We start from the raw sequence: 19,308 nt of genomic DNA on the forward strand, positions 1-19,308 counted from the left end.
ATGACCCGTCACGTCCAGCGAGAAGCCAACGGCCCACCTCCCGGGGCGCGACCGGGTTTCCCGGCCCGCGGGGGTTCAGAGCCGGACCTTCCAGGCGACGGTGGACCTCAGCGTCTTCGCGACATCCGGGTCGCGCACCGCGGCCGTCGAATGCTCGACGGTGACCGACAGTTCGTGGGTTCGCAGGTCGAGCAGCCACGGGATCAGTGCCGACACCCGCACCCGGGTGCGCCCCGAGAGCGGTTTCAGCTCCCGTCCGTCCAGGAACCACCGCACCCTCAGCGGTCGTTCACCGGTACCCGTGAGCCCGGGGACGGAGACCCGCGCCGTGTCGCGCAGACGAAGCGGACGCCGCGTGGGCGTGACCGCGGTGACGAGGCGCGCGTGGCGGTGGAAGCCGGCGATCATCGCCTCGACGCCGGGGAGGTTGAACGGCTTGCCCAGGGAGCGCATCAGGGAGTCGTCGGTGGGCCGGTGCAGCCCGCTGACGAAGTAGCCTCCGCCTTCGTAGGTGCCCACCGTCCCGCCGTCGGGCGACTGCTCCCCCAGCCACCGGTGCCACTTGGCGCGCCGGCCGGCCATGTCCCAGACGGTCAGCACGGAGAGGTTGGGATCGGGAACCTCGGGGCCCGTGTACTCCTCGAACCCCGGGTGGTCGGGGTAGAAGTACTCGTCGGCGAGTTTGCCCAGCGAGTGGCCGGTCTCGTGGATGGCGACCCGACCGGACTGCTCGTTGCCCGCCGAGGCGGTCGAGATCCCCTCGTAGCCCAGGGTCTCGCTGGGCTCGTTGTACCCCGCGCCGCCGTACTTGGCGCTGTTGGCGAGCACGACCACCAGGTCGGCCTCCGGCGCCTTCGCCACATACCCGTCTACCCGGTCCTGGTCGACGCACAGCAGTCGTTCGATGTCGTCGCACCAGAAGTAGGAGCCGAGGGCCGTGTCCCGTACGGCATCGGGTCCGGGGTCACCCGAGACCCCCGACTGGTTCGACACCGCGTCGACCGTCCAGACGTTGAAGAGGCCCTGGTACGTGGTGTACGGCTCGACGGAGGACAGGCCGGCCCACATCCTCCTCGCGTCGACGCGGAACCGGTCGAGCTCTGCGGCCGTGTAGCCGTCGCCGACGACGACGATGTCCAGCCGGTCGCCGGTGGGGCCGTTGTCCAGCAGTCCGGTGACCGTGCCGTCCGCGGCCTCCTCCGCTGCCGAGAGGCTCGGGGAGGGCCGGTCCCGCCCGTCCCGCGGAACCCGTGTGCGGCCCGACCCGGCGGCATCGCCGTGCTCGGGACCCGGGATCTCCACCTCGACCGCCGGTCCGGCGGACCGGGCCGGTAGGGCGGCGGCCCCGGGAGCGGCCGGCACACCGGTGAGGACGGCGGCGGCGGCGCCGGCCGCCGCCACGCCCCTGCACCAGACCGAGCGCATGAAAGCCTCCCTCGGACACGAGAATCAAGTGCCTGAACAAACGCATTTAACAAGGTACTTGAATCAGGCGCGGGTGAGGAGGGTGCGCAATGGACTACTGCCCCTGGATAATGGGGACTTCGAGCAACCCTGGGGGTCCGATGGACGAACCGGCCGAGATCGGCCGCCGAGTGCAGCAGCTACGGGCGCGCCTCGGGCTGACCCAGCGACAGCTGGCCGAACCCTCGTACACGCCTGCCTACATCTCCACCCTCGAAGCCGGGAAGGTCCGGCCGTCCGAGGCAGCTCTCCGCTTCCTCGCGGATCGACTCGGCACGTCCTTCGAGGAGCTGTCCACGGGACGCCCCGCCCATCTCGCCACCGAGCTCCGCCTCGCCCTCACCGACGCCCAGCGCGAGCTGACCACCGGCTCCGCCGAGGACGCCGCCGTGATCTACCGGCGGCTGCTCACCGACGCGGAGCACCTGGAACTCAATCCCGAACAGGCCGAAGCACTGCTCGGGCTCGGTGAATGCGCGCTGGAGACAGGGCAGCTGGACAACGCGAGAAGGCACTTCGAGGCGGCGGAGCGCCTCCTCGAGCACGAACCGCTGCCCCGCCGGGCGCGCGCGGTCCGGGGGCGCGCCGTCGCGCATCTGCTCGCCGGTGAACTGCGCTACGCCTGCTATCTGCTCGAATCCACGATCGACGAACTGAACGGGAGCGGTCTGGCCGACCCCGAGGCCCTGGTGCTGCTGTACGCGGCCATCATCGGCCCCTACATCGACATGGGCGCGCACGCCCGCGCCGCCCACGCCGCGGAGCTAGCCCTGGCCCTGGCCCCGCAGGTGAACGATCCGGCGCTGGTCGCGGGGATGCACCGGCAGGTGGCCCGCACCCTCCTCGCGGAGGGCCGTACGGCCGACGCGGATGCCTCCCTCGCCAAGGCACAGACCATCTACCGGCAGTTGCGGCTGCGGACGGACCTGGCGCACTGCCACTGGATGCGAGGCTACGTCCAGGCGCAGAACGGCGAACTCGGCCTCGCGGAGCAGGAACTGCGCACCGCGCGGGACATGCTGGCCGCCAAGCGGGCCGTTCTGTTCGCCGCACAGGTGGAGGTCGAGCTGGCCGATGTGCTGCGGCGTCTCGGACGGCTCGACGAGGCCGCCGGGCTGCTCACCGCGCTGCTCGAACTGGGCGACCGGCACGGCGCGGTGCACGCGGGTGGAGCGCACCGGCTGCTCGGACTGATCGCTGAGGAGCGCGGTGACGGCGATGCCGCCGAGGAGCACTACGTCGTCGCCCTGGGGCTGCTCGAACGCAGTGGGGCGAGCGGGGACCTCGCCGATCTGTGCCGGCTGCTCGGCGACCTGCTGCGCCGGGGCGGCCGCACCGAGGCCGCGCTGGACGCGTACCGCACGGGCTTGGGCCATCGGGCCTCACCGGGCACGACGACCCTGGGCCCCGCCCCGGCGGCGCCGACGTTCCTCCAGCGGTAGCCGAGCGTCCGCACCGGGTGCTCCGGCGGCCGCCGTCGCCGGCCCGACCGGTCGGGCGCGGCCGCCGCCCCGGCGGTGGCGGTGATGCCGACCGGGTCGAACGTCGGACGTTCCGTGCTCCGTTCAAGTCGACCCGCGGGGCCGGAGTCGGCCTTTGAACGAGCTCGGACACCGACCGGGCTTCGGGTCAGCGTTCGTAGCGGGTCGGTGGGAAGGGGTCACGGTCCTTCTTCGCGGCTTCGCCCGTGGGGATCTCGCCCGCGCCGGCCTCACGGTCGACCTCGTCCTGCGCCGCCCGGTACTGGGCCTCCGGGTCCTCCGGCGCCCCGGCGGGCAGACCCGCTTCCGCCCGGTCGCGGGCCGTGCGCTGTTCGAGCGCGTCCTCGTCGGGCCGCCGGGGCATGCCCCTGCTGTGACCGTGGTCCGGGTCGCCCTCGACCGCTCGGTTCGGCTTGTGGTGCGTCATGGGTGGGCCCTCCTTCCGGCGCCCCACCGGGCGTTGGTGCGTACCCGTGCGCCCGGTGTGTCGCTCCTTCTCATCCTGCTCGCCTCCGGCCGGCTCGTCATCCGTACCGCCCGCGCCACGGAGGCGCGGGAATCGGGTGGGGCACGAAGGAGGCCCGCGCGGACACGAGGCGTGACGTGACGGCATGCCGGGTGCGGGGCCGCCGGGACTGTTCGGAGAGGCCGGTCGCTCGCACGCCTCACCGCCACCGCTCCGGGGGCGTCTGCCCCCACGCGCGGGCAGCCGTGCCCCCACCCCGTGGCGCCGCGCTCGTTGGCTCGCGTTCGGTTCTCGCTGTCGGCGCGCCCTGCGGTGGATCGTTGAACTTTCGACCCTTATCATCACATTTGTGCACCCACGGCTCGGTCTCCGCAGCCTGGCTACGGCCGCCGCCCTGCTCGTCCTCGGCGGCGCGTCCACGATCGGCACGGCCGGACACCACTCCGCAACCCACGGCAGCCCGGGCGCCGCCGGCGCCCGGGACCCCTACTTCCCCACCCTGGGCAACGGCGGCTACGACGTCCGGCACTACACGCTCACCCTCGACTACGACCCGAGGTCGCACCGGCTCACCGGCACCGCAGAGATCACCGCGCGCGCCGCCCAGGACCTCAGTGCCTTCAATCTCGACCTGCACGGGATGGCCGTCCGCTCCGCCGCCGTCGACGGGACGCCCGCCGTCCACACCCGGACCGGCGACGAACTGACCCTCCGGCCCGCCCGCGACGTCCGCCGGGGCGACGTCTTCCGGGCCGTCGTCCGCTACGACGGCGCGCCGGGCGGGCTCACCGACTCCGAGGGCACCCGCGAGGGCTGGCTGAGAACCGAGGACGGTGCGATCGCGCTCGGGCAGCCGCAGGGATCCATGACCTGGTTCCCTGGGAACCACCACCCCAGCGACAAGGCGACGTACGACATCACCGTGACCGTCCCCGACGGCCTGGCCGCCGTCTCCAACGGGGACCTGCGCTCCCAGCGGCCCACAGCCGACGGCGAGGGCACCACGTTCGCCTGGCACTCCGCACAGCCCATGGCCACCTACCTCGCCACCGTCGGCGTCGGCGCGTACGTGATCACGAGATCCCGGCCCGGGGCGGCCGGCATACCCGTATACAGCGCAGCGGACAGGACCGTCGCCGGGCGCGTCCGTGCATTGCTGGACCGCGTCCCCGAACTCACCGACTGGTCGGTGAGCAAGTTCGGCCCCTACCCGTTCTCGTCCACCGGCGTGATCGTCGAACGCGAGGGCGATGCGGACTACGCGCTGGAGACGCAGAGCCGGTCGGTGTTCGCGGAGGACTCGTTCGACGCCGCGACGCTCGTGCACGAGCTGGCCCACCAGTGGTACGGCGACTCCGTCACCCCCAGGACCTGGCGGGACGTCTGGCTGAGCGAGGGCTTCGCGACGTATGCGGAGTGGCTCTACCTGGAGGAGTTCGAGGACACTCCCGTCCGGGCCAGCTTCGAGGACGCCTTCGACTCCGACGACAACTGGGCCTTCCCGCCGGCCGACCAGCCAGGGGCCGGTCAGCTCCTCGGGGATCCGGTCTACGAACGCGGCGCGATGACGCTGCAGAAGGTCCGCGAGGCGGTCGGCGACACCGTGTTCTTCTCCGTACTGCGCGGCTGGGCGGAGACCCACCGCCACGGCAACGCCTCCACCCACGACTTCACCACCTACGTGGAGCGGATGTCGGGCAAGGACCTCGACGCGCTGTGGGACGTCTGGCTCTACGGCGACGGCAGGCCGTCGAGGCACTGACGCCGGACACGCCGCGCCGCCGGGAGCTGCGTCGGGCGTCCGCACGCGGGCACCGGGCGTCTCCGTCCCGGCGGCGCGCAACCGCACCCGGACGCCTCGTGGTTCCCGCCGGGAACGTCCGTGTCCCGGAAGGCGGGGAGCCCGCCTTCCGGGACACGCGGCGATCCGTCCGCCGGCAGAGGGCCGCCGGGGCCCGACGACCGGGTACGAACGACCTGTTCAGGTCACGGTGGTCAGGCCACCGGCGCCGGGTAGGTCGGGTACTCCACCCCGGAGACGTGCTGGACGACGCGGATCACCTGGCACGAGTAGCCGAACTCGTTGTCGTACCAGAGGTAGAGGATCGCGTTGTCGCCGTCGACCTTCGTGGCCCCGGCGTCGACGATCGACGCGTGGCGCGAGCCGATGAAGTCGTTGGAGACCGCGTCGGGGGCGGTGATGAAGTCGATCTGGCGCTTGAGCGGCGAGGTCAGCGACACCTGGCGCAGGTAGTCCAGGACTTCCTCGCGGGTGGTCTCGCGGCCGAGCCGCAGGCTCAGGATGGCGATCGAGACGTCCGGGACGGGGACGCGGATCGAGCTGCCGGTGATCGGCGCCTTGAGGTCGGGCAGCGCCTTGGCCACGGCGGAGGCGGCGCCGGTCTCGGTGATGACCATGTTGAGCGGCGCGGAACGGCCGCGGCGGTCGGCCTTGTGGTAATTGTCCAGCAGGTTCTGGTCGTTGGTGAACGAGTGGACGGTCTCCACGTGACCGCGCAGCACACCGTACTCGTCCGCCATGGCCTTCAGCGGCGGGACGATCGCGTTGGTGGTGCAGGACGCGCAGGACAGGATCTGGTCGTCCGGCTTGATCGTGTCGTGGTTGACGCCATGCACGATGTTCGGGACGTCGCCCTTGCCAGGGGCGGTCAGGACGACCTTGTCGATACCGGGGCGCAGGTGCGTCGACAGGCCCTCGCGGTCCCGCCACTTGCCCGTGTTGTCGATGAGGATGGCGTCGTCGATGCCGTAGGCCGTGTAGTCGATCTCCGACGGGTCGCCGGCATAGATGACCTTGATCTCGTTGCCGTTGGCGATGATCGTGCTGTTCGCCTCGTCCACGGTGATCGTGCCCTGGAACTGGCCGTGGATCGAGTCCCGGCGCAGCAGCGACGCACGCTTGACGATGTCCTGGTCACCACCCCGGCGGACGACGATGGCACGCAGCCGGAGGCCGTTGCCGGAGCCGGCCTTCTCGATGAGCAGACGGGCGACGAGCCGGCCGATGCGGCCGAAGCCGTACAGCACCACGTCGCGCGGCTGACGGCGCTCGATCTTGTTGTCACCCGTGGCACCCGCGACGGCCTCCGCGGTGAACTCCTCCACCGACAGGCCACGGTCGTCGGTCCGGTACGTGGCGGCGAGCATGCCGATGTCGATCTGGGAAGGCCCGAGGTCGAGCTCGGTGAGGGCCTGCAGGAAGGGAAGCGTCTCGGTGACCGAGAGCTCCTCGCCGGCGATCTGGCGGGCGAATCGATGGGTCTTCAGGATGCTGACCACCGACTTGTTCACCAGGGAGCGGCTGTGCAGCAGGACGGTGACGTCCCGCTCACGGTGCAGCTTCCCGATGATCGGGATCATCGACTCCGCGATCTCCTCGCGATGCTTCCAGTTTGTGAACGAGTCCTCGTTGACAGTCACAGATTTATCTTTCGAGCTAGGCGGTGCTCATATGCTAACCCGCCCTTCATCTGATCCTTCAGAGGGTCCCGTTCGGGCGCGAACGGCGCCGCATCCCACGGACGCAAACCATCAGATAACAGACATAACAAAAGAAGCGGACCCCCCGTCGGTCGCAGAACGTGGCATCTCGGCGACGCTCCGGGATGGACAGGCCGTCGGGCGCGACGTTACCTAGGCTTGCGATTGGGACACGCAGGCCCTCGGGGTTTCCGGGCGCGGGACGCACAGCGCGCAGCGGGACACAGGGCAGGCCAACGAGCCGTGAACGACGAGCAGGCGCTCTGACCGGAGTGCACGTCCTCCGCAGATCGGAGCTCCGCGGAGCGAGAAGACGATCATGAGCGACAGCAGGGCGGACGACGTCTACCAGCCGACCGGTGACAACGAGGAACAGGGCGACGCGGCCCACTTGGACCTCGAGGACGTGCTGGACGAACCGGACTACGACCAGATACTCGACCAGGGCTACTCGCCGCCGGAGAGGCCCTTCGGCGTCAACAAGGTGGGTACGACCGCGGCGGAACAGCGCGAGGGCGAGACGCTGGACCAGCGACTGGCGGTGGAACTCCCCGATGTCGCCGCGGACGACTGGGACGGCATCGGCGACCTGCCGGGCGGCGAGGGCGAGCCGATCGACGACGAGGTCGGCTCCTGGCGCGCGGGGCGGCTCGTCGCCCCCGACGAGGGCACCCGGCCGGACACGGACAAGCAGCTCTTCGCCTCCGACGTGGGCATCGACGCGGGAGCCGCCGGCGCGGAGGAGGCGGCGGTGCACGTCGTGTTCGAGGAGGACGGCGGCGAACCGGCCGACGACGAGCTGTGACCGGATGACGGGGGCTCGGGGTGCTGCCCGCACGGCCGCCGTGTGTGCCGTCCGGAAACCGGGGCACTCGGATGTCCGGGGACGGGAGCAGCGGGTCCTTCCCGGGATTCCCGTCCGCCGCCGAGGAACACCCCGAGGTGAGGAGCACCGGTGAGTGAGCACATGTGGGCCTACGTACCGACCAGCGGGCACAACCGCGACGACGACCTGACGGGTTATCGGGTGGAGGCGACCGACGGGGACATCGGCAAGGTCGACAAACACTCCAACGAGGTCGGCTCCCAGTACATCGTCGTCGACACCGGGGTGTGGATCTTCGGCAGGGAAGTCCTCCTGCCGGCGGGCACCATCACGGTCGTCGACCACGACGAGAGGCGGATCATCGTGTCCCGCACGAAGGACGAGATCAAGTCCGCGCCGGAGTTCGACAAGGACAAGCATCTCGGCGACCCGGCCTACCGCGACCAGCTGGGCGGGTACTACGGCTCCGGCCACTGAGCCGCCGGGCCACGCCGTCCGCTGGGCACGTCCCGCACGCCGGGGCGTGCCCAGCGGGCTGTGTGCGCGGGACGTCCGCGCAGGCGGTGCACCGGACCGGACGCAGGACCGACAGGAAACACGACCAGGAGGACGCGCCATGGACAGGGAGAGCCACGACACCTCCACCGCACCGGGGGCGGAGCCGCAGGAGCCGGGGGACCCCGCGGGTGGACACACCCCGCAGGGGTCCGGGAGACCCGGCGCGGCAGCGATGGCGACCGGAGCGGACACCGCGCTGCTCAGGGGACTGCGGATCGACGACGCCCGCCCCGAGCAGCCGGTCCTGCTGGACGGTGACGGCACCCCGATCGACACCTGGCGCGAGAACCATCCCTACGACCACAAGCTGAGCCGCAAGGCCTACGAGCGTGAGAAGCGGGTGCTGCAGATCGAGCTGCTGAAGCTGCAGAAGTGGGTGAGGGAGACGGGCCGGCGCATGGTCGTCGTGTGCGAGGGGCGCGACGCGGCGGGCAAGGGCGGCACGATCAAACGCTTCACCGAACGCCTCAACCCGCGTGGCGCGCGCGTGGTGGCCCTGGACAAACCCACCGAACGGGAGTCCGGACAGTGGTACTTCCAGCGCTATGTGTCCCACCTCCCCGCCGCGGGCGAGATCGTCTTCTTCGACCGGTCCTGGTACAACCGGGCGGGCGTGGAGCGGGTCATGGGCTTCTGCACCCCCGAGGAGTACCGGCACTTCCTCGCCCAGGCGCCGGTGTTCGAGAGACTGCTGACGGACGACGGTGTCATGCTGGTGAAGTTCTGGTTCTCGGTGTCCCGCAGCGAGCAGCGCACACGGTTCGCGATCCGCCAGGTCGACCCCGTACGCCGGTGGAAGCTCTCCCCCACCGACCTCGCCTCGCTCGACCGCTGGGACGACTACACCCGGGCCAAGGTCGACATGTTCCGGGAGACCGACACCCCCCACGCGCCATGGACCGTGGTGAAGAACAACGACAAACGACGCGGCCGGCTGGAGGCGATGCGGCATCTGCTCCTCCGCGCCGACTACGCGGACAAGGACCCGGAGGCCGCGGGGAAGGCGGACCCGCTGATCATCGGTGCCGCCGACACCCTGCTGGAACGGGGTGAGACACCCGCCGATCTGACCCCCACTCCCCTGGCACCCAACGACGACGGGCCCGGCAACCATCCCGGACGCCGGTGACGTTCACCGTGCCGGCCCCGACACGACGGCCCGGTGCGGCTGCCGGGGCGAGGGGCGGCCCCTCGACACGCCCCACTGAATCGCCCGTCTCCCCGTCCAGGGGCTTGCGGGGAATCAACGTGTCGCCTCCCTGCGGGCCCTCAGAGGAACCGCCGGATCGGGGCGACCGAGGCCTCCTTGAGGCGCTGCACGGCGGCACGCCGCTTCCAGCGGGCGAGATCGATGTCCACACTGCGCTCGATGTCCTCGTCGAAGTGGGCGTCGAGGGCAGCGGTGAACGACTCGTCGAGTATGGCGAGCATCACCTCCTCGTCGTGGTCCATCGAACGCCGGTTGAAGTTGGTGGACCCGATCAGGGACGCGACCGAGTCCACCGTCATGACCTTGGCGTGCATCATCGTGGGCTGGTACTGCCGGATGCGCACACCCGCTTCGAGCAGCGTCGTGTAGTGGTGCTGGCCCGCGAGCTGGCAGGCTCGCTGGTCGGTGTGCGGGCCGGGAAGCAGGATCTCCACCAGCACACCGCGGCGAGCGGTCCGGCACAGCAGGTCGACGAAGAAGGCGTCGGGCGCGAAGTACGCGGTCGCCAGGCGGAAGCGCTTCTCGGCGGAGGTGAGCATGACGCGGATCAGCGTCTGCATGTCCTGCCATCCGATGCTCGCCGAGCCGCGGACCACCTGCACCACGGAGTCGCCGTGCCGGGTGTGCTCGATGAACCGGTCGTGCTCGTCGAACATCTCGTCGTGGCACTCGGCCCAGTTCTGGGCGAACGCCGCCGCGATGCCGTCCACCGCGGGCCCGCGGACCTTGACGTGGGTGTCGCGCCACTCGCGCGGGTTGCGGGCGTCCCCGCACCATTCCTCGGCGATGCCCACCCCTCCGGTGAACGCGGTGTGCTCGTCCACGACCAGTGCCTTGCGGTGGCACCGGTGGTTCTGCTTGAACGGCGACAGCCAGACGGGCTTGCGGAACCAGGCGACCTGGACGCCGGCGTCGTCCATGGCGTCCAGGAGGTCCTGCTCGATCTCCTTCGCCCCGAATCCGTCGAGCAGCAACCGCACACGCACCCCGGCGCGCGCCCGGTCGGCGAGCGCATCGGCGAAGTCCCGGGCTATCTGCCCCCGCCAGTAGACGAACGTCATCATGTCGACGGTGTGCTCAGCCGCGCGGATCGCCGACAGCATCGCGGGGAAGATCTCCTGCCCGTTGCGCAACGGCACCAGCTCGTTGCCCTCGGTGGCCGCCACTCCGATCAGCCGCTCGAGTCTGCGGCGCAGCCGCTGGACGGCGACGTCGGCCGGGTCGGTGGCGGGACGCTCGGCGTCTTCGAGAGTCACGGGCTCCTCCAGGCGGCGGTTTCGGCGTTCGCTGTCGTCGTCCCCGACGCGCGGATGCGGCGGCCGACGGGGCCGGTCCGCGGCAGGATCGGCGGCGCGGTGCGGCACGCGCCGAGCGCACTGTAGCTGAGGGTGAAGGGGCTCGCGCGCCCACGACCAGGGACGGTCCACCCTAGCCGGTGCCACCGGCTCCGTTCCGCCGGCCCGGCGGCCGGGAAACTCCCACCCCTGATCCGCGGCCGGGGCTGACCGGCGCGCACCTCGCCCCGGCGGGCCGGGCACCCGGGGCGCGGTGTCCGTCCGGGACCCCCGACGGCCGGACGGTGCTCCTATCTCCTCACGGTGCGGACGTCCCCGCCGAGCCTGGCGTGCAGAGCCCGCACGGTGGCCGGGTGGCCGTAGGCGACCCATCGCGCGCCCGCGAGGTAGATCACCCCGTCCGGGAGCGTGTCCGCGATCCAGGCGTTCCGTTCGCCGGTGCCGGTGAACGTCACCAGGACGTACCGGTCGTCTCCGTCCACGCAGGACGCCAGCCGGTGTCCGGCCTCCTCGGCCTCGAGCGTGGCTCTGCAGCCGGCCCTGCCCGCAAGCTCCCCGAGCCTGCCGCCGGGGCGGTCCTCGGGGAACGGCCACTGGACCAGTCCCGCTCCCCAGGCGAACAGGGCCACGGCGACGGCCGCGAGGACCAGGGCGAGGACACGATCACGGTTCTTGGACGGGCAGTGGGGCACGGGGTCATGGTGCCCCCACGGGCCCGGCAGCCCCGCACCGGGGGGCGGCCCCGGCCACCCGGCGGGCGGCGGCCGTCCCGCGCTTCACCCGTCTGCCCCGCGCAGGTGCCGTCGGCCGGAAGATCGGCAAGCCTGGGATCCATCACCGGACGGGAATGTGCCCCTTCCTGTTCGGCCACCTCTGTCCGGCGTCGGCAGTGACGCTCCACGGCCCCGGGAGACCGCCATGTCGCACAGTCACGGCAGAACACGATGGAAGCGCTTCGCCGCGGTGCTGGTGCCCTCGGTGGCCGCCGCCGTGGCGCTGGGCGTCGGTATGGCGGAGGGAGCCCTCGCCGCTTCGTTCCTGATCTCGGGCCGGACGTTCCAGATCAGCGCGGACACGCTGAAGGTCCGGGGGCTGAGCATCTACGGCATGGTCGACGTGACCAGGAACGGCACCCCGGTACCCGTCACGGTGACCGGCTTCCGCCATGCCGAGATCGGCGGTCTGTGCCAGTCCGTGGTGGTCCCCGTCCCCGTCCTCGGCCCCTACACGCTGAGGCTCGGCGGCGGGCGGGACCGGGTCGAGGCGAGGAACATGTTCATCGACTCCAAGGCCCTGTCGATCGGCCAGGCCGAGTTCGAGGACATCGACACCGGCGTGGCGGCGGGCGCCGTCGACAAGGGACCGATCAGCCCGGGAGACAGGCACTCACGGTACTTCGACCCCGACGGCATCGCCCAGCAGGCCCGGTCGGCCGACCTGACGGACGTGCGGGTGACCGCCGTCGCGGTGACCGCCGCCACGCTCAACGTCCCCGATCTGACCATGCGGCTCGTGCGGGGAAGCCGCGGATGCTTCTGACCTCCGGGCGCGAGGGCCCCGTCCACCGGCTCGCCCGCGCCACGACGTCGCGGGCACAAATGCTCCTCGGGGCGGCACGGGCCGTTCGCCGGCCGCGTCGTTCCGACGCCGTCGAGGCCCGTCGGCGCTTCCGCGCGTGGCGCGGCGGGCGGCCCTTCTGGGCGGGTCTGTTCACGCTCGTCGCGGGTCTGCCCATCGTGTACTTCCCCTATGTACCGCTGAGTCTGTCGGGCATTCCGCTGGCACTGTCCACCACGGCGGGCGCCGGGGCCCTGCTCACCGGGACGCTCCTCGTCGTGCTCGGCCTCGGCATGTGGCTCCGGCCGCAGACGCGTGTGTTCGCCGGGATCGCGGCGCTGCTCCTGTCGCTCGTCTCCCTCCCCGTCGCCAACTTCGGGGGCCTCTTCCTCGGGCTCCTCGCCGGCCTGATCGGCGGTTCGCTGGCATGCTCCTGGGCCGCGCCCCCGGTGAGAGCGGGCGGGGCCCCTGAGCCCCCGGAGGACGGGAGCCCGTCCTCCGGGCCCGCGGCGGCACGCGAATCGGCCTGAGAATCCCCGGCGGGCCGGCCCGGGGGCGCGGAGTGCCGCAGCGGCTCGACGACTTCCCACCGCCGATGCGGGCACCGCCGGTCACGAACGGTCCCCGGACGTATCGTCGCATCGGCCTTCCGGATGACAGGTCGTCCCATTTCGTTCCAGGGATGCTGCGGACGAAACCGTTCGCTCCATGGGCTGCGGCACGACGCCGTGGTCCCGACCATGGGTGGGTCGGGTCCCAGGTCCTCCGGAGGTGCTTCGTGATTGCTTTCTGGCCCCGCGGTCTGGACAGGTCGCCCGTTCCGGCCGGCCCCGCCCACGTGGTGGCGGCGGTCACCGACGGCGGCGGCGACCGCGCGACGGTGACGGTCTGCGGGCATGTCACCGGTCTCGACGCCGACGGGCCGGCCGGCACGCTCGTGGCCGCCCTGCAGCGGTCCCGCGCTGGACTGGACCTCGATCTGTCGCAGGTGACCTACTGCGACGCCGCCGGCCTGCGGATGCTGCTCGAAGTGCGCGAGCAGGCACTGGCCTCGGGGCGGACCGTGGTGGTCACGGAGGCCGGTGGCTTCATGGGGCGCCTGTTGGAGAAGACCGGAACCGCACGGCTGTTCACCGCCGGTACGGAGTCAGCAGGACCCGACCCCACCCCGCTGGCCTCGGCCGTACGCACCGCACTGCTACGGGCCGGCTTCCCGCTCGCCGGCCGGCCCGGGGTTCCCGGCTTCCTCCATGTCCGCCCCGACGGAGAGGCGGTCGACGTCTTCTGGCGAACCGGGGGCGATCGCGTGACCACCCGTGCCGCCGACCGGGTCCTCGGCGACGCCGTGGCCGGGGCCCTGACCGGCTCGGGACTGACGATCGAGAGGCGGACGGACATCGGGGTCCGTGCCGTCGGCGCCATCGCGCCGCACTCCGGGCTCGCAGCCGGGCCGGCGGACTGACGCACCCTCACCATGTTCTCGGCGACCGACGCCCAGCGGCCCTTGCCGCGGCCCCTCGTCATCGTGCACCGGCCCGACGGGTGGGGCGGCAGACGCGTGCGTGTCCAGGGCCTCGTCATGGGGCGCGCCTATCACCTGCCGCATGTGATGGAGTTCATGCGGAGGGCATGGCTGGACCCCTGCCACGTGGACGTCCGGGACCCTCGGCTGGTCGAGTGGCGAGGAGGCGGGCCGGATGTTTGGCCCGGCACCGTGTGCACGCCTGCTGCGCCGTGCGGTCAGGCGCGGGCCACCCCGCCGGGCGCCGGGGACGAGGTGAGCCCGGCCGCCCACGAGGTGGAGGCCGAGCCGGGGGTCTGTCCGGGCCGGGGACAGGCGGGCTCATGAGGCGGGAGCGGAACGGAGACGGCGACCCGGCGCAGTCGCCCCTGCCGACGCGTGGCGCCACCGGCAGGCCGCGTGTTTGACTCTCGGGCATGCCAACGATTCTCGGTGCGTCACGGCCCGACCCGGCCGCCTACATGCTGCGGGCAGCAGGCGGCGGCGCCGGGCGTGCGTACAAACAGGAGCTGATCGAGCTGCTGGACGTGCGGCCCGGTCAGACGGTGCTGGACGTCGGGTGTGGGCCGGGTACGGATCTTCCCGCGCTGGCGCAACGGGTCGGGGACGCCGGCACCGTGATCGGTGTGGACCACGACCCGGCCATGCTCGCCGAGGCGCGGCGGCGCGCGAGCGGCCTGCCGGTGGTCGACCTCCGCGAGGGGGACGCCCATGCCCTGCCGGTGGCGCCCGGCACCGCGAACCGCGCCAAGGTCGACCGGGTGCTGATGCACGTCGCCGACCCTGCCGCCGTACTGGCGCAACTCCACACGGCCACGCGCCCCGGCGCGCTGCTCGGGCTCGTGGAACCCGACTGGGACACCCTCGCCGTCGACGCGGAGGACCTCGACACGAGCCGGGCGTTCACGCGGTACACGACCTCCGAAGTGGTCCGCAACGCCACCATCGGCCGCAGTCTCGCGCGGCTCGCCGAGCGGGCGGGCTTCGTCGTGCAGACCGTGCTCAGCACGACACCCGTGTTCCGGGACTTCGAGGACGCCGACCACATGCTGGGGCTGGGCCGTAACACCCGGCGCGCGATCGAGGAGGGCCATATCGACGCCGCTCGCGGCCACGGTTGGTTCGCGTCCCTGTCGGAAGGCCCGTTCTACGCGTCCTTCACCCTGGTCACCGTCGTCTGCTCACGCTGAGCGAACGGGCTCCCGCCTCCCGCGCGGCGCCCCGTCCGTCTCCGCGGAGGCCTCGCCCGGTACGCGTTGCGCGCCCACGAGGACGGCGATCAGGGGCCACGGTGCCAGGCCCGCCGGCGGTCCGATGCTCCGTGCGGGCGACGGGCCGCCCCCGGCGAGGTGTCGACGGCCGATCGCGGGGCATCCGTCCGCAACCGGCTGCGACCGGCTGCCCGGAGCAGGACGCTCCTGGCGGCCGGGCGGCCGGGGCATACGGAGGACAGCGGCCATGCCGCGGAAGGGCAGTTGACGTGCGCAGTGTGGGTGTCGAGGAAGAACTGCTGTTGGTGGACGCCGAAAGCGGTGAGCCCCGGGCCCTGTCGACGGCCCTGCTGGCCACCGCCTCGCGCGAGGCCGTCCGTGATGACACGGAGGAGGTCTTCGAGGAGGAACTGCACCGGGAGCAACTGGAGTTCGCTACCCGGCCGCACGTGGCCATGCCGGACATCGCCGAGGAGATCCGGGGCTGGCGGGCCGAGGCGGCACGTCATGCGGAACGGGTGGGCGGGGCGGTGGCCGCGCTGGCCACGTCCCCGCTGCCCGTCAGCCCCTCGATGGGCTTCGGCGAGCGGCACCGCTGGCTGGGCGGGAAGTTCGGCCTGACCGCGCAGGAACAGCTCACCAGCGGCTGCCATGTGCACGTCTCGGTGGAGTCCGACGAGGAGGGCGTGGCGGTCCTGGACCGCATCCGGCCGTGGCTGGCGGTGCTCATGGCGATGAGCGCGAACTCCCCGTTCTGGCAGGGCAAGGACACGCGGTACGGCAGCTACCGCAGTCAGGTCTGGGGACGCTGGCCGTCCGCCGGGCCGGTCGACGTGCTCGGCTCGGCGCAGCGCTACCACGAACTGGTGCAGGACCTGCTGGGCACCGGTGTGCTCCGGGACGAGGGGATGGTCTACTTCGACGCCCGGCTGTCCCACCGCTATCCGACGGTGGAGATCCGCGTCGCGGACGTGTGCCTGTCCCCCTCGACGACGGTGCTGCTCGCGACCCTGTCCAGGGGACTGGTGGAGACGGCGGCCCGCGAGTGGCACAAGGGCGTGCCGCCCGCCCGGCACGGGACGGCGCTGCTGCGCATGGCGGCCTGGCAGGCGGGACGGTACGGGCTCGAGCACGAGCTGATGCATCCCCTGACGATGCGTCCGGAGCCGGCTGGGGCCGTGGTGCGCGCTCTCTTCGACCACGTACGGGACGCCCTCGACGCCACGGGTGATCTCACGGCGGCCCGGAAGGCACTCGACGTACTGCTGTCGGAGGGCAACGGGGCGCGGATCCAGCGGGAGCTGCTGGAGCGGACCGGCAACCTCCGCGACGTCGTCACGGAGTGCGTGCGGCGTACCCGGGGCTGACCGGGCCGGGCGGAGGGCGTCAGGCGGCCCTGGGGAGGGGCCGGTCCCCCTCCTCCGGCCCGAACTCCGGCTCCTCCGGCCCGGGCTCCCGCTCCTCCGGCCCGAACTCCGGCCGGCGGCGCGGGAGCAGGCGTGGGCGGTGTCGCGGCCGGGCCTGCCGCGGGGGCTCCGGGACCGCGAACAAACGGTCCTCGAAGCGGTCCATCGCGATGATCAGGAACAGGAGCGCGGGGGGAGTGAGCACGGCGGTGAGAATCATGGGCGCCTCCTGGTGGGCTGGTGCTCGCCTTGCCGCCGGAGCGCGGAAGGAACGCCGGTGTTCGTGAAGTTTCCGTGACCGCTCGCGGGCCGGGCCGCCGACCCGGTCGCACCGGCACGAGGGGCGCCCGGAGTGCCGAGTCCGCGTTCGGGGGCATGTCCGAAGGACCTCCGATCGGAGCCGGTGCGCCGAATCGGCTCTGAGCTGTGCGTAGTTGGCGTGCCGCCGTGCCATCAGGTCAACCGTCCCGGACTATTGACTCTTTGTGTGACAGTCGCGATTCTCGTCGCACCGCTTACACGGGACATGACAGGGGGATCTCGGCGGGAGGTCCCGGCTCCGGACGGACTCGGCCCCGGCCCGGCCGTCCGCTCACCGAAGGCATGAGTGATGACGATGAAACGGCTCTCGCGCCGCCGCCGTGGACCCCTCGCGGTGATGACCCTGCTCCTCACCGCGCTGGCCCTGGTCCTCGGCACGGCCCCCGGGTCCTCGGCCGAGTCCGGCTGGTGGGTGCCGGCCGCCCGGCCGGCACCCGACTCCGAGATCAATGTCACCGGCGAACCCTTCAAGGGCACCGGCCCGGACGGCAAGGTGCGCGGCTTCGTCGACGCGCACAACCACATCATGTCGAACGAGGCGTTCGGCGGACGGCTCATCTGCGGCCGGGCATTCTCGGACCAGGGCATCGCCGACGCCCTCAAGGACTGCCCCGAGCACTACCCCGACGGCTCCCTCGCCGTCTTCGACTTCATCACCAAGGGCGGGGACGGCCGGCACGACCCCGACGGCTGGCCGACGTTCAAGGACTGGCCCGCCCACGACTCGCTCACGCACCAGCAGAACTACTACGCCTGGATCGAGCGGGCCTGGCGCGGCGGTCAGCGCGTCCTCGTCAACGACCTGGTGACCAACGGTGTGATCTGCTCGGTGTACTTCTTCAAGGACCGCAGCTGCGACGAGATGACCTCCATCCGCCTGCAGGCTCGGAAGACCTACGAGATGCAGGCGTACATCGACAAGGTCTACGGCGGACCGGGCAGGGGCTTCTTCCGGATCGTCACCGACTCCGCGCAGGCCCGGCAGGTCATCGAGCAGGGCAAACTGGCCGTGGTCCTCGGGGTGGAGACCTCCGAGCCGTTCGGCTGCAAACAGATCCTGGACGTCCCGCAGTGCGGCAGGGACGACATCGACCGCGGGCTCGACGAGCTCCACGAGCTCGGCGTGCGGAGCATGTTCCTCTGCCACAAGTTCGACAACGCGCTGTGCGGCGTCCGGTTCGACTCGGGCACCCAGGGCACCGCGATCAACGTCGGCCAGTTCCTGTCGACCGGCACCTTCTGGAAGACGGAGAAGTGCGCGGGCCCGCAGCACGACAACCCCATCGGCCTCGCCGCCGCGCCCGGTGCCGAGAAGGAGCTCCCGCCGGGCGTGAAGGTCCCGTCGTACTCCGCTGACGCGCGGTGCAACACCCGCGGGCTCACCGAACTCGGCGAGTACGCCGTGCGCGGCATGATGAAGCGCAAGATGATGCTGGAGATCGACCACATGAGCGTCAAGGCCGCGGGCCGGGCGTTCGACATCCTCGAGGCCGAGTCGTACCCCGGTGTGATCTCCTCGCACAGCTGGATGGACATGGACTGGACCGAGCGGGTGTACCGGCTCGGCGGATTCATCGCCCAGTACATGCACGGCTCCGAGCACTTCAGCGCCGAGGCCGAGCGCACGGACGCGCTGCGCGACAGGTACGGCGTCGGATACGGCTACGGCAGCGACATGAACGGCGTCGGCGGCTGGCCGGGCCCGCGGGGCGCCGACACCGCCAACCCGGTGCGCTACCCCTTCCGCAGCGCCGACGGCGGTTCCGTCCTCGACAGGCAGACCACCGGCGAGCGCACCTGGGACCTCAACACCGACGGCGCGGCGCACTACGGCCTGATCCCGGACTGGCTGGAGGACGTACGGATCGTCGGCGGACAGGACGTCGTGGACGACCTCTTCAAGGGCGCGGAGTCCTACCTCGGCACCTGGGGCGCGTCCGAGCGGCACAGGGCCGGGGTGAACCTCGCCGCCGGCGCACCTGCCACGGCCAGTTCGTCGGAGTGGAGCCTGTTCACCAGTTACGCCCCCACCAGGGCCGTCGACGGCAATGCGAGGACCCGCTGGGCGAGCGACTGGAGCGACGACCAGTGGCTCCGGATCGACCTCGGCGCGCCGACCCTGGTCGAACGGGTCACCCTCGACTGGGAACGCGCCTACGGGAAGTCCTACCGCGTCGAGGTGTCGTCCGACGGGACGAACTGGCGGCCGGTGTGGTCCACGACGGCCGGTGACGGCGGCCTGGACACCGCCCGGTTCGACGGAACGACGGCCCGCCACGTGCGCATCCACGGACTGGAGCGCGGCACCAAGTGGGGTTACTCCCTGCACGAGGTCGGCGTCTACGGCAGCTGAGCGGCGGACGGGGTGAGCACAGCGGCCGGGGCCTGCCGGATCGGCCGATCCGGCGTGGCCCCGGCCCCCGCCCGCCTAAAACCACAAGGGACCCCGTCGGGTCCGGGGGGGGGACGGGCCACCCCAAAAAGCACCGC

Annotated in this window: 17 protein-coding genes; 11 read left to right on the forward strand and 6 right to left on the reverse strand. The window is 71.7% G+C overall.

Annotation, left to right across the window (positions count from 1 at the left end; all coding sequences use genetic code 11):
- Positions 1-75 precede the first annotated feature (75 nt).
- Complete coding sequence (locus tag AB0J10_RS03375) at positions 76-1,425, reverse strand: M64 family metallopeptidase (RefSeq protein ID WP_363057291.1); 1,350 nt, start codon at positions 1,423-1,425, stop codon at positions 76-78.
- A 140-nt stretch (positions 1,426-1,565) separates the two neighbouring features.
- On the opposite strand from AB0J10_RS03375, the gene AB0J10_RS03380 reads away from it, so the two are divergent.
- Positions 1,566-2,906 carry a helix-turn-helix transcriptional regulator gene (locus AB0J10_RS03380; RefSeq protein WP_363057293.1) on the forward strand — a complete coding sequence of 447 codons (1,341 nt, stop codon included), beginning with the start codon at positions 1,566-1,568 and terminating at the stop codon, positions 2,904-2,906.
- Positions 2,907-3,093: 187 nt separating this feature from the next.
- Here the strand turns inward: AB0J10_RS03380 and AB0J10_RS03385 are convergent, their stop codons facing one another.
- Positions 3,094-3,372: a hypothetical protein gene (locus AB0J10_RS03385; RefSeq protein ID WP_363057295.1), complete on the reverse strand. Its 279-nt coding sequence runs from the start codon at positions 3,370-3,372 to the stop codon at positions 3,094-3,096.
- Between the two features lie 433 nt (positions 3,373-3,805).
- On the opposite strand from AB0J10_RS03385, the gene AB0J10_RS03390 reads away from it, so the two are divergent.
- The gene (locus AB0J10_RS03390; protein WP_363057577.1) at positions 3,806-5,173 is read left to right on the forward strand and encodes a M1 family metallopeptidase; all 1,368 of its coding nucleotides are present in this window, start codon (positions 3,806-3,808) and stop codon (positions 5,171-5,173) included.
- Between the two features lie 233 nt (positions 5,174-5,406).
- Here the strand turns inward: AB0J10_RS03390 and AB0J10_RS03395 are convergent, their stop codons facing one another.
- A complete protein-coding gene (locus tag AB0J10_RS03395) occupies positions 5,407-6,852 on the reverse strand; it encodes a glyceraldehyde-3-phosphate dehydrogenase (protein ID WP_363057297.1) in 1,446 nt (481 codons plus the stop codon).
- A gap of 379 nt (positions 6,853-7,231) precedes the next feature.
- Between AB0J10_RS03395 and AB0J10_RS03400 the strand changes: the two genes are divergently transcribed.
- The 3 genes from AB0J10_RS03400 (at position 7,232) to ppk2 (ending at position 9,425) form a co-directional block, all read left to right on the forward strand.
- Positions 7,232-7,717: a DUF5709 domain-containing protein gene (locus AB0J10_RS03400; protein WP_363057299.1), complete on the forward strand. Its 486-nt coding sequence runs from the start codon at positions 7,232-7,234 to the stop codon at positions 7,715-7,717.
- 150 nt (positions 7,718-7,867) lie between these two features.
- Positions 7,868-8,215 carry a PRC-barrel domain-containing protein gene (locus AB0J10_RS03405; protein ID WP_363057301.1) on the forward strand — a complete coding sequence of 116 codons (348 nt, stop codon included), beginning with the start codon at positions 7,868-7,870 and terminating at the stop codon, positions 8,213-8,215.
- A 253-nt stretch (positions 8,216-8,468) separates the two neighbouring features.
- Positions 8,469-9,425, forward strand: a complete 957-nt coding sequence (ppk2, locus tag AB0J10_RS03410) for a polyphosphate kinase 2 (protein ID WP_363057579.1) — start codon at positions 8,469-8,471, stop codon at positions 9,423-9,425.
- Between the two features lie 140 nt (positions 9,426-9,565).
- On the opposite strand, the gene AB0J10_RS03415 is transcribed toward ppk2, so the two are convergent.
- Both AB0J10_RS03415 and AB0J10_RS03420 read right to left on the reverse strand, forming a co-directional pair.
- A complete protein-coding gene (locus AB0J10_RS03415; protein WP_363057303.1) occupies positions 9,566-10,762 on the reverse strand; it encodes a phospholipase D-like domain-containing protein in 1,197 nt (398 codons plus the stop codon).
- Between the two features lie 329 nt (positions 10,763-11,091).
- On the reverse strand, positions 11,092-11,493 hold the full coding sequence (locus tag AB0J10_RS03420) for a hypothetical protein (RefSeq protein WP_363057305.1): 402 nt from the start codon (positions 11,491-11,493) through the stop codon (positions 11,092-11,094).
- Between the two features lie 226 nt (positions 11,494-11,719).
- Between AB0J10_RS03420 and AB0J10_RS03425 the strand changes: the two genes are divergently transcribed.
- The 5 genes from AB0J10_RS03425 (at position 11,720) to AB0J10_RS03445 (ending at position 16,458) form a co-directional block, all read left to right on the forward strand.
- On the forward strand, positions 11,720-12,340 hold the full coding sequence (locus AB0J10_RS03425) for a DUF6230 family protein (RefSeq protein WP_363057307.1): 621 nt from the start codon (positions 11,720-11,722) through the stop codon (positions 12,338-12,340).
- Complete coding sequence (locus AB0J10_RS03430) at positions 12,331-12,888, forward strand: DUF6114 domain-containing protein (protein ID WP_363057309.1); 558 nt, start codon at positions 12,331-12,333, stop codon at positions 12,886-12,888. The genes AB0J10_RS03425 and AB0J10_RS03430 overlap by 10 nt, the downstream gene beginning before the upstream one ends.
- Positions 12,889-13,136: 248 nt before the next feature.
- Complete coding sequence (locus AB0J10_RS03435) at positions 13,137-13,820, forward strand: STAS domain-containing protein (RefSeq protein ID WP_363057311.1); 684 nt, start codon at positions 13,137-13,139, stop codon at positions 13,818-13,820.
- Positions 13,821-14,296: 476 nt separating this feature from the next.
- Complete coding sequence (locus AB0J10_RS03440) at positions 14,297-15,070, forward strand: methyltransferase domain-containing protein (protein WP_363057313.1); 774 nt, start codon at positions 14,297-14,299, stop codon at positions 15,068-15,070.
- 290 nt (positions 15,071-15,360) lie between these two features.
- A complete protein-coding gene (locus tag AB0J10_RS03445) occupies positions 15,361-16,458 on the forward strand; it encodes a glutamate--cysteine ligase (RefSeq protein WP_363057315.1) in 1,098 nt (365 codons plus the stop codon).
- A 19-nt stretch (positions 16,459-16,477) separates the two neighbouring features.
- Here AB0J10_RS03445 and AB0J10_RS03450 read toward each other — a convergent pair whose 3' ends face one another.
- Complete coding sequence (locus AB0J10_RS03450) at positions 16,478-16,717, reverse strand: hypothetical protein (protein WP_363057317.1); 240 nt, start codon at positions 16,715-16,717, stop codon at positions 16,478-16,480.
- 390 nt (positions 16,718-17,107) lie between these two features.
- Here AB0J10_RS03450 and AB0J10_RS03455 point away from each other — a divergent pair, with 390 nt between their 5' ends.
- Complete coding sequence (locus tag AB0J10_RS03455) at positions 17,108-19,171, forward strand: discoidin domain-containing protein (RefSeq protein WP_363057319.1); 2,064 nt, start codon at positions 17,108-17,110, stop codon at positions 19,169-19,171.
- Positions 19,172-19,308 lie beyond the last annotated feature (137 nt).

The organism is Streptomyces sp. NPDC049887 (assembly GCF_040656535.1).
Classification (GTDB): Bacteria; Actinomycetota; Actinomycetes; order Streptomycetales; family Streptomycetaceae; genus Streptomyces.

Bases quoted from the DNA above. Each gene is read 5' to 3' on its own strand.
- AB0J10_RS03455 (WP_363057319.1), top strand. From the start codon at position 17,108: ATGACGATGAAACGGCTCTCGCGCCGCCGCCGTGGACCCCTCGCGGTG.
- AB0J10_RS03425 (WP_363057307.1), top strand. From the start codon at position 11,720: ATGTCGCACAGTCACGGCAGAACACGATGGAAGCGCTTCGCCGCGGTG.
- AB0J10_RS03400 (WP_363057299.1), top strand. From the start codon at position 7,232: ATGAGCGACAGCAGGGCGGACGACGTCTACCAGCCGACCGGTGACAAC.
- ppk2 (WP_363057579.1), top strand. From the start codon at position 8,469: ATGGCGACCGGAGCGGACACCGCGCTGCTCAGGGGACTGCGGATCGAC.
- AB0J10_RS03385 (WP_363057295.1), bottom strand. From the start codon at position 3,372: ATGACGCACCACAAGCCGAACCGAGCGGTCGAGGGCGACCCGGACCAC.
- AB0J10_RS03430 (WP_363057309.1), top strand. From the start codon at position 12,331: ATGCTTCTGACCTCCGGGCGCGAGGGCCCCGTCCACCGGCTCGCCCGC.
- AB0J10_RS03440 (WP_363057313.1), top strand. From the start codon at position 14,297: ATGCCAACGATTCTCGGTGCGTCACGGCCCGACCCGGCCGCCTACATG.
- AB0J10_RS03380 (WP_363057293.1), top strand. From the start codon at position 1,566: ATGGACGAACCGGCCGAGATCGGCCGCCGAGTGCAGCAGCTACGGGCG.
- AB0J10_RS03450 (WP_363057317.1), bottom strand. From the start codon at position 16,717: ATGATTCTCACCGCCGTGCTCACTCCCCCCGCGCTCCTGTTCCTGATC.
- AB0J10_RS03375 (WP_363057291.1), bottom strand. From the start codon at position 1,425: ATGCGCTCGGTCTGGTGCAGGGGCGTGGCGGCGGCCGGCGCCGCCGCC.